Raw genomic sequence first — 15,099 nt, 5'->3', positions numbered from 1 at the left:
AACTATTAATATACTAAATGTTGAGATTATTGTCAAGGAATGCACTCACTTTTTTAAAGAAAATGGCTGACTAAATATATCCTATTTAGTCAGCCATTAAACCAATACTTATATGTGTTGGTCAAAATAAGTATTAGTATTTTTTTTATCTTTATTTAATTGCGTAATTAATCCAGGAATACCTTCAAATTTAACTTCACTTCTCAAATATGCTAACCATTGAACCGTAACAATTTGGCCATAAATCATCTCGTTGAAATCAAATAAATTTATTTCGACCGTTAATTCACGATTTTTTCCAAACGTTACGTTGTAGCCAATAGATGCCATCCCACGATACCAGACATCACCAACCTGAACGCTAGTCACATATATTCCGGGTCCCGGAATTCGAATGTGTTCATTGAATTCTAAATTTAATGTTGGAAAGCCAAGTTCTCTACCTCTAGCTTCACCGTGAACAACTTTACCAAGTGTTTCATATTTATAGCCCAATAACTTATTAACATCGCTAATATGTCCGTTATCAATTTCCATTCTAATTCGAGATGAACTTATCTTTTGATGATTCGTCGCTAATTCAGGCACAGTAATAATTTCAAATTTTTGATTAGCATATAAAGGTAGTGTATCCATATTTGCGATATCTTTTTTACCATACGTATAATCAAATCCTGCAACTACTACCTTTACATGCAATGCAACCATATATTTATCGACAAAATCTTGTGGTTCCATTTTTGCTAAACTATTATTTAGCGTTAAAATATAAAAAATATCAACGCCTAATTGCTTCATTAATAATATTTTTTTTTCCATAGACGTTAAATATTTTACACTTTGTTCGGGTGCTTTTTGAAATTGTACTGACGGATGCTTATCAAATGTCATTACTGCAAGTTTAATATTTTTTTCGTTAGCTTTTTGCTTAGCTTCTTGTATTACTTTTTGATGTCCTAAATGAACACCGTCAAAAAAACCCATAGCAAGTGAAATAGAATCATTACTAATTTCGTTAGGGTTATACGGTTCAGTTAAATAAATAACTTTCATGTTCCAATATCTTCCTTTATCCTAAATCAAACATTGTCTCAGACTGATAACGATTTTTTTCACTATTCAATCTGTATAAACATCTAATTTTATTTTCATAAACTAGAGAAACTGTTGGCTCATTATTAAACGAATCAACTGCTAAAAATCCACCATTTTGGACAATAAGCCACTGTTCAGTTGTTAATTCATACCTTTTAAATGATGTTAGCGCTGTATCAATTGGATATAACAACGATTCTAACGTCCCATTGACTTTAGCCTCATTTAATTGGTCCAGGGTAAACGCCTTATCAATTCTAAAACCGCCGCTTTCCAGTCTAGTCAGGTCGGACATAACTGCAGGTACACCTAATTTTTTACCGAGATCAACAGCTAGCGTCCTAACATAGGTCCCTTTTCCACATGCAACTTCAAAATAAATTTTTTGTCTTTTATTTTCTAAATCATATTCTGTAGCTTTCGTTTGAATAAATGAAGTCACCGTTATTTGTCTTTCTGGACGTTCCACTGTTTCACCTTTACGAGCGTAATCATATAAGCGACGTCCGTTTACTTTAACAGCTGAGAACATTGGTGGAATTTGAATCATTGTACCTGTCATCTGGTTCATAACATCATCAATTTCTTCCGATGTGAAAGGATCTATAATCTCTTTTTCTTCGATTATTTCGCCATCTAAATCTTCAGTTTCTGTAGAGAAACCAAGTGTTATTTCACCCGCATATACTTTGCCAGAATTCATCAAATAGTTTACTGTTTTTGTCGCTTTACCAATACAAATCGGTAGAACACCATCAACATTTGGATCAAGAGTACCTGAATGACCAACTTTTTTGGTTTGAAAAATGCCACGACACTTAAAAACACAATCATGACTGGTCATACCACGTTCTTTGAATAGTGGAATAATTCCGTCCATTGTCTTACCTCCGTTAATATACTTTTAACAGTATATCATAATCAGTAAAACAAGGGATATCGATTCTAATTTTTATAAATATTGAAATTTCTATTTAAGAGATAACTATCTATCATCATTCCTAAATACCTATTTACCAACAGTTTTAGCTACGTTATTATTCACAAAACTTCCCATAAACATCATAATTTTTTATTCTTTCCATAACGTTATCCATTTCTTTTTGTAGTGCAGGCCGATTTTTATATTTCTTTTTCAAACCCTCACAAAGAGATATTGCTACTTCCTCATCTCCAAAGTTATTATACCGTAAAATATAATCGCCAATATTTTGATAGTCTTTTCTATTTTTAGCTTTAACTATTAAATCTTTAACTATGCTTTCAAACATCATGTTAGCTTCTTTGGGATATAGTGGGTAAATATATTTTCCATAATTCATAAATAAATTCAGATTTTTTTTAATTAATTGTAGCAAAATGGTAGCTTCGTTTTCATCTGCTAATATCTGTGCAAGTTGCCAATTATCAAGTGTTTTAGAAATGTTTTTCAGAATATCAGGGTATTCAGCTTTCCAAAATCCATTATCAACTAAAAGCTTTTTTAATTTTTTATAATCGGAATCATTGCCTTTATATAATGCCTGTTTTAAATACTCAATTCTTTTTTGAACTTGATTTGTCTCCTCATAGATAGTATCTAGTCGAGTATACCAAGGTTGTAAATATTGAATATTTTTATCATTATCTGTAATTAATTTTTTTAGTACTAATTTTTCTGCAACTTCATAGTCTTTTCTTGAAACAGCTAACTCAACTTTAAACATTCTAACATCATCAATATCTAAATTATTATTAATAATTTCTTCTGCTTCTTTAATTTTATTTACTTGGAAGAACAATTTAATTTTAAATAATAAATATTTACTTTTCCTATCTTGTTGTGTATATTCATCAAATCTTGTACTAATTTTATCGGCAATTTTCAATACTTTATCCGTATTTTTTGTATTTAGCAAAGGAAGAATGAGACTGAGTAAATCAAAATCACTCACCGCCCATTCATTCCAAAAATTTTTTTTAGCATATCGAATAACATTCGTAACAATTAATTTTTTCTTTTCATCTGCCCCATCTTTAACAGACAGTTTTTCTACATAAATCCGTATTTTAGAAAGTATACTCTCTTGCTCAATCATAAACCCTAATTCTGTATACTCACTGACCTTTACTAATTGTTCTAATAAATCTAATAATATTAACATAGGTGCTTTTAAATAATTTTGACTAAATCTCACGTCACAAATAGAGAGCAGATTATCGACTACTTCACTAATATTGTCGTATCCTCTCCACGAAACATACCCTTGTTTCCTATTTTCATAAATAATTTCTCGAATTCGTTCCTTTGCATCTTCTATTTCTTCTTCTTCATCCAAAAATCCCAAATCAGCTAATATATCATTCTTTATTTCGTATTTATTCTCAGTATATTTTGTTAGTAATCGAATTAATACTTCTTTTGACTGTGAAGTTAATAATTCTTTATATTGCTCTGAATTCAAATTAGTACCTCTTTCTAATATATATTTTGAAAATTAAATTAATTTTTTAAAGGAAATTACCACACTATCTAATGATTGTTGAATAGTGGTATAAGAAAAATTCATAATTCTTCAAATGAATTAGTATTCAACTACACCATATAATCAAAGATATGAGATACCAATACTTACAACTAATTTTACTTGATTACTATTAAAAATAAAAGATATGATTATATTATAAGATAATATCTCCATTGATGAGGAGAAAAAAAGGCCTAATCACTAAGGATTAGGACCTTCATAAAGTTATCCATCAACAACAGTTTAAATAGAGCAACAAACGGTATCAGGATTTTTATTTTAATATTCAGAATCTATCTTTTTAAGTAATTGATCAATTTTATCACCATATTGAACTGACTCATCTCTTACAAAAACCAATTCTGGTGTTTTATAAATTGATAATCTTGATCCAAGTTCACCACGAATTAATCCAGAAGCTTTTTCCAAACCACGTTGTGTTTTTTGTGCATCTGATGCCATATTTGACAATATACTATAGTAAATTGTCGCCTGTTGTAAATCACCAGTTACATTAACTCCCGTAATTGTGACACCTTCAACTCGAGGATCTCTCACTCGTTTTAAAAGAATATCATTAACTTCTTTTTGAATTTCTTGTGATAAACGACCTACACGGTAATGTTGTGTCATTTTATATCCTCCTATAGTTGTTATGAATTATTTAACTGGAACTTCTTCCATAACGTAGGCTTCAATTTGGTCGCCTTCTCTAATGTCATTGTATTTTTCAATCATGACACCACATTCGAAACCTTGTTTAACAATTTTAGCGTCATCTTTAAAGCGTTTCAAGCTTGCTAATTTACCTTCATAAATAACAATACCATCACGAATTAAACGAACGCCGCTATCTCTTTCGATGTAACCTTCAGTGACGTAAGCACCACCAATTGTTCCAACTTTTGTAACTTTATATGTTTCACGAATTTCAACTTGTCCAGTTATTTTTTCTTCAAAGACTGGTTCAAGCATTCCCTTCATAGCCGTTTCAATTTCTTCAATTGCGTTATAAATAACACGATGTAAGCGAATATCAACTTCGTCAGATTGTGCTTGAAGTTTAGCTTGAGGTGTTGGACGAACATTAAATCCTATAATGATAGCATTACTTGCTTCTGCCAAAGTAACATCACTTTCAGTAATTGCACCAGCTGCTTGATGAATGATATTAACTCGAACACCTTCAACATCAATCTTCTTCAAACTTCCTGCAAGAGCTTCAACTGAACCTTGAACATCTGCTTTAATAATAACAGCAACTTCTTTTAATTCGCCTTCTTTAAGTGAATCAAACAAGTTATCAAGTGTTACATGCGTAACATTTCCACGTTCTTTTGTTAAAGCACGTTTAGCACGTTCTTCACCAGCTGCACGAGCAGTTTTTTCATCATCAAAGACAACGAAACGATCGCCAGCACCTGGAACATCATTCAAACCAGTAATTTCTACTGGTGTAGCAGGTTTAGCTTTATTAACTTGACGGCCTTTATCATTTGTCATAGTACGGACACGTCCGAAACTATTACCAACAACAATTGGATCACCAACTTTTAACGTACCTTGTTGAACAAGTAATGAAGCAACTGTTCCACGGCCTTTATCAAGACGAGCTTCAATAACAGATCCAATACCCTTTTGTTTTGGATTTGCTTGTAATTCAAGAACTTCGGCTTCAAGTAAAATCATTTCTAATAATTCATCAAGGTTTGTGCCTGTTTTCGCTGAAATTTCAACGAAAATAGTATCACCACCCCAACTTTCAGGAATTAATTCATATTCAGCCAATTGTTCTGTAACATGAGCAGGATTAGCACCGGGCTTATCCATTTTATTAACAGCAACAATAATAGGTACATTGGCTGCTTTAGAATGATTAATTGCTTCAATTGTTTGAGGCATAACCCCATCATCAGCAGCAACAACTAAAACAGTGATATCAGTAATATCGGCACCACGAGCACGCATATTTGTAAATGCAGCATGTCCAGGTGTATCTAAGAATGTAATTGTTTTATTATCATGTTTTACTTGGTAAGCACCAATATGTTGTGTAATACCACCAGCTTCACCATCAGTAACATGTGTATGACGTAATTTATCAAGTAAGGTTGTCTTACCATGATCAACATGTCCCATGATTGTAACAACTGGTGGTCTTGAAACAAGATTATCTTCATTTTTAATTTCTGCATCAAACATTTTATCAATATCAGCAACATCTACATCGATTTTAGCTTCTGATTTAATACCATATTCTGCTGCTAAAATTTCAATTGTATCTGTATCGAGTGTTTGATTTTGGTTAACCATTACGCCTAACATAAATAATTTTTTAATAATTTCTGCTGGTTCACGATGAATCTTTTTAGCAATTTCAGCAACATTAGTTGCAGCATTGTAATATAAGATTTCTGGTAATGGTTTATCTTTTCTGGGTGATACAGGTGGTTTTGGTGTCGTTGAACGACGGTTTTTCTTATTTCTGTTACGTTTGTTATAAGGATTATTCCCATAACGGTTATTATTATTAAATCTCGAACGTCCTTGCTGATTAGCATTACCATTATTAGCAGTTCTAGCACTTGATTGTGTACTATTTTGAGGACGATTTGCTGGCTTTTCATTTGTTGTCTTTGGTGCAGCGTTAGTTGTTCTTGCTACTGGTTTTGAAGCTACCTGCGATGATTTTTGAGCAACAGGTTTACTATTCGTTGTTTTAGCAGGTTGTGCTGGTTTCTTTGCAACAGGTTTTGCTACTGGTTTTTTCGGTGTTGCATTAGATACAGTTTTTTCAACCATTTTCTTTGCAGCAACTACTTTAGCAGCGCCCTTTTTAAATTTATCGCGAATCTGACGTTCTTCATTATCACCAATAGTTGACATATGATTTTTAACATCAAAACCTTTTGTCGTTGCAAAATCAATAATATCTTTAGTATTTAATTCTAGCTCTTTAGCTAATTCATAAATTCTTTTTTTTCCCATATTTGCATGCTCCTTCTATATATCCATTAAGTCACACATCCTTCTGCTAAAACCTTTATCGGTAATAGCATACACTGTGCGCTGTTGTCCAACGGCCTCACTTAAACTGGCTTTTGAAAATCCAACATATAATTTAACATTATAGCTGTTGCACTTATCTGTTACTTTTTTTAAAGTCGCTTGTCCACAATCTTCAGAAAGAATAACCAATTTAGCTTTATTCTTCCTGACAGCATTCAATACTAGTCCTTCACCAGTCACCAACATACCTGCGCGTCTGGTCAAGCCTAGCATTTGTAAGAATTTTTGACTATTTTTCATCTTTAAATAATTCTCGTCTAGCTACCTGATGGTCAACATATTCGACAAGTTCTTCATAAAATGATTCGTCAATCTTAATACCGAATGCTTTATTGAATGTTCTTTCTTTTTGAGCCTGCTTCGCCACATCTACATCAAGAAAAATATATGCGCCACGCCCTGGTTTCTTACCTGTTGGATCTAAAGATACTTCATTTTCTTTATTCTTAACAACACGAACAAGTTCTTTTTTAGGTTTCATTTCACCCGTAACGATATCTTTACGCATTGGAATTTTACGATTAATCACTTTAATTTGCCTCCAAATCAATTACCGATCAGTTTTAATCGGCTTATTTGTTTGTTTCAGAAACTTCTTTTTCTTCACTACTGTTAACCATATCAGATTCAGATTTAATATCAATTTTAAACGTTGTTAATTTTGCAGCTAATCGTGCATTTTGACCTTTTTTACCAATTGCTAATGACAATTGGTGATCTGGCACAACTACAGTACAAGCATGATCATTTTCTGGATTAAAGACAACATTGACAACTTCTGCAGGATTCAAAGCATTAGCAATGTATTTTGCAGGATCTTCATTCCATTCAACAATATCCATATTTTCGCCTTTTAATTCATTAACAATAGTTTGTACACGTTGTCCTTTAGGACCAACACAAGTACCAACAGCATCGATATCTGGATTATTCGAACGAACAGCTACCTTAGCACGGTCACCTGCTTCACGAGCAATTGATACAATTTCAACTGTTCCGTCATATATTTCAGGAACTTCTTGTTCAAATAATCGTTTTAGCAAGTCAGGATGTGAACGACTAACAAAAACTTGAGGGCCTTTAGCAGCATTCTCAACTTTTGTGATATAAACTTTAATTCGATCATGTGGATTAAAACTTTCACCAGGAATTTGATCAATCTTAGCTAAAACAGCTTCCACTTTACCTAAATTAACATAAATATAACGATTATCATGACGTTCTACTTCACCGCTAACGATTTCATTTTCATATTGAATATATTGATCATAAACAATACTACGTTCAGCTTCACGAACACGTTGCATGATAACTTGTTTAGCAGTTTGTGCAGCAATTCGTCCAAAATCCTTAGGTGTAACTTCAAATCGAATTGAATCGCCAACTTCATATGCTTTATTAATCTCTAAAGCATCTTGCAAACTAACTTCAAGACGTGAATCAAAGACTTCTTCGACTACTTCTTTAACCGCATAAACTGTAATATTACCTTTTTTTGAATCAAACTCTACTTCAACATTTTGTGCTTGATTGTAATGACGCTTGTATGCAGAAACTAATGCTGCTTCAATGGCATCAATAATAACTTCTTTTTTAATACCTTTTTCTTCTTCTAACACTGTAAGTGCACTTAATAGTTCTTTACTCATCTTTAATTTACTCCTTTATAAAAAGCTACTTAAAATTTGATAGCTAAGCGCGCCTTAGCTATTTTTTGACGAGGAATAACGATCGTTCTCTTACGCGTTTTGTCCATATAAACAACTGTTAATTCATCAGCTGTTAATTCCGTTAAGGTACCTTGAAAAATTTTAGCGTTATTAATAGGTTCATATAGTGAAATATTAACGTATTCATTCAAAGCTCTTTCATAATCTTTTTCCTTTTTCAAAGGTCTTTCAGCACCAGGTGATGAAACCTCTAAAAAATAAGCTTGTGGAATTGGATCAGGATTAATCTCATCTAATTTTTCACTTAAAATATCACTAACAGCAACACACTCTTCAATTTTAATGCCTTCAGGTTTATCAATGTAAACTCTTAAAAACCAACTTGGGCCTTCTTTAACAAATTCAATGTCCACCAATTCAATATTCTGTTCATCAACAATTGGTTGAACTAGCTCTGTGACAGTCTCTATAACAGTACTCACACGTTACCCTCCTTACATTTTCCCAATAAAAAGAGTGAGCATCGCTGCTCACTCAAACAAGATATCAAAATACTTTCTTTAATATAGCATAATTTTCTGAAAACATCAACAAACTGCTATGTTCTCACTTTTTAGAAAAAGACATCATCAAAAATAGATAGTTGATTTTCATCTGGTAATGCTTTTAAAACATTATTTTCAGTCATATACTCAATTAATGACTTAGAAACTTTACCACGTTTAGCTAAATCTTCTTTAGATAAAAATGGGCGTTCCTCACGAGCAGCAATAATTTGCTTAGCAACGTTATTACCAAGACCTGGTACAGCTCTAAATGGTGCAATTAACTTATCACCATCAATTATCCAATTTGAATCATCTGATTTATCCAAATCAATCATCCCAAATTGGAAGCCACGTTCAAGCATTTCATTGCTTAATTCAAGGACCGTCAACAAATTTTTCTCTTTTGTTGATGCATCCATCCCTTTATCATTAATATCTTTCATTGCTTTTTTCACTGCTTCTTTACCATGCGACATTGCGACTAAATCAAAATCATCTGCTCTAACACTGAAATAAGCACAGTAATATAACATTGGAAAATAAACTTTATAGTATGCAATTCGTAAGGCCATCAAAATATACGCAGCAGCATGTGCCTTAGGGAACATATACTTGATTTTTAAACATGCTCCGATATACCAATCTGGAATTTTTGCTGCTTTCATCTCAGTTTGATAATCATCTGAGATACCTTTTCCTTTTCGAACACCTTCCATAATATTAAAAGCGCTACCAGCTTCCATACCCATATGAATAAGCCCCATCATGATATCATCACGACAGCCAATAACTTCCGGCATCGTGATTGTTCCATTAGAAATAAGTTCTTCAGCGTTTCCCAACCACACATCTGTACCATGTGATAGACCAGAAATTTTTAATAGTTCAGCAAATGTTTTAGGTTTTGTTTCTTCTAGCATCCCTCGAACAAATCTCGTTCCGAATTCCGGAATACCTAATGTACCTGTTTTTGAGAAAATTTCGTCGCTAGTAACACCAAGTACTTCAGGCCCTTGGAATATTTGCATAACGCCCTTATCATCCGTAGGGATTGTTTTTGGGTCAACTCCTGATAAATCTTGTAACATTCTAATCATGGTTGGATCATCATGACCCAAAATATCTAATTTCAAGATATTATCGTGGATAGAATGGAAATCAAAATGGGTTGTTTTCCATTCGGAAGTTGAGTCATCTGCTGGATACTGGATAGGTGAAAAATCATAAACATCCATATAGTTAGGGACAACTAAGATACCACCAGGATGTTGACCGGTCGTCCGTTTAACGCCAGTTGACCCCTTAGCAAGTCGATCTATCTCCGCATTTCTAAACGTTGCTCCAGTATCACGTTCATAACCCTTAACATAACCATAAGCCGTTTTATCTGCAACAGTACCAATTGTTCCTGCACGGAAAACATAATCTTCCCCAAATAAAACTTTCGTATAATTATGCGCAATTGCTTGATAATCACCCGAAAAATTCAAATCAATATCAGGAACTTTATCACCATAAAATCCAAGAAAAGTTTCAAATGGAATATCATGTCCATCTTTATCTAATGGTGTACCACATTTGGGACAGTCTTGGTCTGGTAAATCAAATCCAGACCCATATTCACCTTTTTCATAAAAATGTGTATATTTACATTTAGGGCATCGATAATGAGGTGGTAATGGATTAATTTCTGTTATTCCAGTCATTGTTGCAACAAGACTTGACCCAACAGATCCACGGGACCCTACTAAATAACCATCTTTGTTAGATTTATGAACTAATTTTTGTGAAATTAAATAAATAACTGAAAATTCATTATCAATGATACTTGTCAATTCTTTATCAAGACGTTTAACCACAGTTTCAGGTAACTCTTCTCCATAAAGTTCATGAGCGCGATTATAGGTTAATTGTTTAATTTCTTCTTCAGAGCCATCAATTTTCGGTGCATATAATCGATCTTTAACTGGAGAAATGTCATCATCAATCATATTAGCGATTAAATTCGTATTTGTAACAACGATTTCTTTAGCAACATCCGCACCTAAAAATTGGAATCCTTCCAACATTTCATTCGTTGTTCTAAAATGTGCATCAGGTAAAATAGAACGATTTAACGGATTAGCACCACCCATTGAATTAACAAGAATTTTACGATAAATACTATCTTCAGGGTTCATATAATGAACATCTCCAGTCGCAACAACCGGCTTATCCATTTCGTGTCCTAAATCAACCATATTTTGTAAAATTTCCTCTAAATTTTGATTATCCTTAATTAATTCTTGATGGATTAGAGGTTCATATAATGCTTTAGGCTGAATTTCTAAGTAATCATAAAACTTAGCCTTTTCTTTAGCCTCTTCCATCCCTTTTTGCATCATTGCTGTAAATACTTCACCTGAGTCACACGCTGAACCAACGATAATACCTTCACGATATTTATTTAACTCACTTCGAGGGATGCGGGGCATCCGATAAAAATAATCTATCATCGAAGTTGAAACTAATTTAAACATATTTTTAAGTCCGGCTTGAGTTGTCGCAAGTAACGTAACATGGAATGGACGTGCTTGTTTGTAAGCATCATGCTCACCCATATGATCATTCAATTGAACATGTGACGTTATTTCAAATCGTTCCTTAGCATCTTTAATAAAGATATTACACAAAAGACCAGTTGTCTCAGCATCATAAATAGCGCGATGATGATGTTCCAAGTTAACATTGAATTTTTTGGAAAGTGTATTTAATCTAAACCCTTTTAATTCGGGATGTAAAAATCTTGCTAACGTTAACGTATCAATGATTGGATTTTGCATAGGTTCCATGCCATGACGTTCATATCCAGTATTCATAAAGCCAATATCAAAACTAGCATTATGGGCAACTAGAATACTACCTTCTGAAAATTCTCTAAATAATTTAAAAACTTCTTCTTCAGATTTTGATCCATGAACCATTTCATCCGTAATTGAGGTTAAATTAGTTGTTGTTTCAGATAAATGATGTCCTGGATCAATAAATTCATCAAATTCTTCAATGACATTTCCCTTTGTCATTTTAACAGCAGCTAATTCAATAACTTTATCAAATCGAGCAGATAAACCCGTTGTTTCCGTATCAAAAGTAACATAAGTGGCTTCTTCTAGATTTACATCCTTATCATTAAAAGCAATTGGAATACCATCATCAACAACGTTAGCCTCAACACCGTACAAAATTTTAATATTATTTTTCTTTCCAGCAGAATGAGCCTCAGGAAAACTTTGTAAGGTAGAATGATCCGTAATCGCAATTGCTTTTTGTCCCCATTTACTGGCTTGCTGTACATAATCCGTAATTGAATTTGTGGCATCCATTTGACTCATATTTGAGTGTAAATGTAATTCAACACGTCGTTCATCATCTGGAGCTGTTTCTTGACGGCTTGGGTGGTCGACTTGATTAATATCGTAAGCATTCACCACTAGATCTCGCATAAAATTATCTTCTTGTACTGCACCACGAACTCTGACCCATTCTTTTTCTTGAATAGCAGCAAACATCGCTTCGTCTTCTTCATTACGAGAGAATTTTTTTACGGTCATGGATGAACTATAATCCGTCATTTTAATGATCATTAATTGTCTTTCAGACTTAAGCGTCCGGATTTCCTTAGAGAAAATATATCCCTCAATAATAACCGAGCGTTCCTCTTCAATGATTTCAACCATCCGTTTTGCAGGCTCTTTTGTACTAATCTTTTTACCCATTTGAACAGGTCCATTAATTACAGTTTGAGAATCAGTCTTTTTCTTTTCATTTTGTTTCTGAATAGTTTCTGTTGCCTTCTGCATCATTATGGCATCTTGAGATTCTTTTCGCTGTCTAATTTCTTCTATTTTTTCTTGTGATTTTGATTCATCTAATAATGTATTAATATTTATCTGTGGAAATCCGACCATTTGATACGCAGTTTCAATTGGTCCTAATGCTTGACCTGTTAAGAACGTTTTTACAATTTCATTTTCAGCCATTAACATCACTCGTCTATCATCAAGATAAGGGACGTTCCCATGAAAAAGTTCTTGTACTAGCGAAGAATTAGCTTCACTATTTTTAACTGCCCATGTCCAATAATCGCCTAAAAGTTGGTTTGTTAATTCTGGTTGCTCAACTTGAACAGTTATTTTTGTTTTTGCAATATCTTTAAATGTAATTGCAATTTTATTTTCTAAGTCACTAAATAATGAAAATGGCAAAATTTTAGGGGCAACTAGCTTGAATTCCCATAGTTTTGACTTTTCATGAACAGTTACGGTTGAAATTTCAATTAAATCCAATATTTCACTATCTTGTTGGTCACTTGATTGAAAATTAATTTGTTCTAATAGTTTATTGAATAATTCTTTATTATTAAGCGACAAATGATTGACTCCTTTTCTAAAAATGAAAAAGAGACTGAGTCAAAATTTTCTTTTGAACTCAATCTTCTTTAACTAGTTTTGATTTTCTTCTTTTAATAAAATTGAGATAGAGCTCTCTAATTCGTCTTTCGTTACTTCAATCGTTTCACCATTTCTACGTAACTTCACTTCAACGATACCATCAGCAGCTTTCTTACCAACTGTAATTCGAACAGGTAATCCAATTAAATCTGAATCAGCAAATTTAACACCTGCACGTTCTTTACGATCATCAAGCAATACTTTGTAACCATTTTCAGTCATTTTTTTGTCAATTTCATTAGCTAGAGCCATTTGTTCATCATTTTTAGCATTAATTGGAATTACATGAACATCGTATGGTGCAATACTTCTAGGCCATACTAAACCATTTTCATCAGCTTGTTGCTCTGCAATGGCTGCAAGTAAACGACTAACGCCGATTCCATAACAACCTAATATCACAGGTTTTTCGCGGCCATTATCATCTAAGATATTAGCGCCCAATGCCTCAGAATATCGTGTTCCAATTTTGAAGATATGACCAATTTCAATCCCCTTAGTAAATTTCAATTCGCCTTCCCCTTCAGGTGAAGTTTCACCTTCTTGAGCCAAACGTAAATCTACAAATTTATCTACTCGGTAATCACGATCAATATTTGCGTTAAATAAATGAGAACCAGTCGTATTTGCACCAACGACCGCATTTATCATTCCCTTAATTCCTTCGTCGGCAACAATTGTTACGTCTTCTGTAACACCAACAGGTCCAAGTGAACCAAACTCTGCACCCAACACTTCAGTAACATCTGAATCAGTTGCCATACGTAAAAAATCAGCGCCTAATGTGTTTTTTAATTTAATTTCATTCAAAATATCATTTCCGCGCATTAAAACCATCACTGGTTTTTCATCAGCCATAAATAATAATGATTTTATTAAATTTTCACTTGCTGTATCAATAAATTTAGCCAACTCATCAATTGTTTTAATATTTGGTGTTTCAATTTTTTCAATATCTTTAATCGCTTCATGTGAATTCTTATATGTTTTCAAACTTTTTGCCATTTCTAAATTAGCTGCATAATCGCTCTTATCAGAATAAACGATTGTATCTTCACCAATATCAGAAATTGCCATAAATTCTTTTGAATCATTACCGCCCATTGCACCTGCATCACCAATAATACTTCTAAAATTAAGACCACAGCGTTCAAAAATATTTTGATATGCACGATTCATTTTTTGATAAGTATCATTTAAACTTTCTTCATCCGCATGGAATGAATAAGCATCTTTCATTAAAAATTCACGGCCTCTTAATATACCAAAACGAGGTCTATTTTCATCACGATATTTTTGTTGTATTTGGAACATTGTCAGTGGTAATTTTTTATATGATTTGATTTCATCACGAATTAAAGAAGTAAATGTTTCTTCATGAGTTGGTCCTAAAATAAATTTTCTATCATGTCGATCTTTTAATTTAAAAAGTGTATCACCATAGGTTTCATAACGACCTGTTTCTTCCCATAATTCAGCAGGAATAACGGCAGGTACAAGCATTTCAACCGCTCCAATTGCTTCCATTTCTTCGCGAATAATTGTTTCAATTTTTCTAATAACGGAGAAAGCTAATGGTAAATAACTGTACATTCCGGCTGAAACTTGTCGAATATATCCAGCTCGTAACATCATTTGATGACTGATAACCTCAGCATCGCTTGGAACTTCCTTCATTGTTGGTATTAATAATTGTGATTGTTTCATACTATTTTATTCT

The 15,099-nt window shown here is 33.0% G+C and carries 11 protein-coding genes; all 11 read right to left on the bottom strand.

Going from position 1 to position 15,099, the window contains the following annotated elements:
* Positions 1–108: 108 nt before the first annotated feature.
* The 11 genes from ribF to AC1RPK_RS01965 all read right to left on the bottom strand — a co-directional run bounded on the left by ribF (position 109) and on the right by AC1RPK_RS01965 (position 15,086).
* The gene (ribF, locus tag AC1RPK_RS02015; RefSeq protein ID WP_481761378.1) at positions 109–1,053 is read right to left on the bottom strand and encodes a riboflavin biosynthesis protein RibF; all 945 of its coding nucleotides are present in this window, start codon (positions 1,051–1,053) and stop codon (positions 109–111) included.
* Positions 1,054–1,069: 16 nt separating this feature from the next.
* A complete protein-coding gene (gene truB, locus AC1RPK_RS02010) occupies positions 1,070–1,975 on the bottom strand; it encodes a tRNA pseudouridine(55) synthase TruB (protein WP_481761379.1) in 906 nt (301 codons plus the stop codon).
* Positions 1,976–2,132: 157 nt separating this feature from the next.
* Positions 2,133–3,539, bottom strand: a complete 1,407-nt coding sequence (locus AC1RPK_RS02005) for a tetratricopeptide repeat protein (RefSeq protein ID WP_481761380.1) — start codon at positions 3,537–3,539, stop codon at positions 2,133–2,135.
* 342 nt (positions 3,540–3,881) lie between these two features.
* Positions 3,882–4,235: a 30S ribosome-binding factor RbfA gene (rbfA, locus tag AC1RPK_RS02000; protein WP_409022457.1), complete on the bottom strand. Its 354-nt coding sequence runs from the start codon at positions 4,233–4,235 to the stop codon at positions 3,882–3,884.
* Positions 4,236–4,262: 27 nt separating this feature from the next.
* Entirely contained in the window at positions 4,263–6,590 is a 2,328-nt protein-coding gene (gene infB, locus AC1RPK_RS01995; protein WP_481761381.1) for a translation initiation factor IF-2, read from the bottom strand.
* 15 nt (positions 6,591–6,605) lie between these two features.
* On the bottom strand, positions 6,606–6,911 hold the full coding sequence (locus AC1RPK_RS01990; protein WP_409022455.1) for a L7Ae/L30e/S12e/Gadd45 family ribosomal protein: 306 nt from the start codon (positions 6,909–6,911) through the stop codon (positions 6,606–6,608).
* A complete protein-coding gene (gene rnpM, locus AC1RPK_RS01985) occupies positions 6,901–7,200 on the bottom strand; it encodes an RNase P modulator RnpM (RefSeq protein ID WP_409022454.1) in 300 nt (99 codons plus the stop codon). The genes AC1RPK_RS01990 and rnpM overlap by 11 nt, the downstream gene beginning before the upstream one ends.
* Before the next feature lie 43 nt (positions 7,201–7,243).
* Positions 7,244–8,320: a transcription termination factor NusA gene (gene nusA / locus AC1RPK_RS01980; RefSeq protein ID WP_409022453.1), complete on the bottom strand. Its 1,077-nt coding sequence runs from the start codon at positions 8,318–8,320 to the stop codon at positions 7,244–7,246.
* Positions 8,321–8,349: 29 nt separating this feature from the next.
* Positions 8,350–8,823, bottom strand: coding sequence for a ribosome maturation factor RimP (gene rimP / locus AC1RPK_RS01975; protein ID WP_409022452.1), 474 nt, complete (start codon positions 8,821–8,823; stop codon positions 8,350–8,352).
* A 131-nt stretch (positions 8,824–8,954) separates the two neighbouring features.
* A complete protein-coding gene (locus AC1RPK_RS01970) occupies positions 8,955–13,298 on the bottom strand; it encodes a PolC-type DNA polymerase III (RefSeq protein ID WP_481761382.1) in 4,344 nt (1,447 codons plus the stop codon).
* A gap of 72 nt (positions 13,299–13,370) precedes the next feature.
* Positions 13,371–15,086 carry a proline--tRNA ligase gene (locus AC1RPK_RS01965; RefSeq protein ID WP_481761383.1) on the bottom strand — a complete coding sequence of 572 codons (1,716 nt, stop codon included), beginning with the start codon at positions 15,084–15,086 and terminating at the stop codon, positions 13,371–13,373.
* Positions 15,087–15,099 lie beyond the last annotated feature (13 nt).

The sequence above is a fragment of the Dellaglioa sp. CoH-55-MRSF-6 genome, from assembly GCF_056782215.1.
The sequence above is the reverse complement of the archived record's forward strand: the minus strand, read 5'-3'. Positions and strand labels throughout refer to the sequence as shown.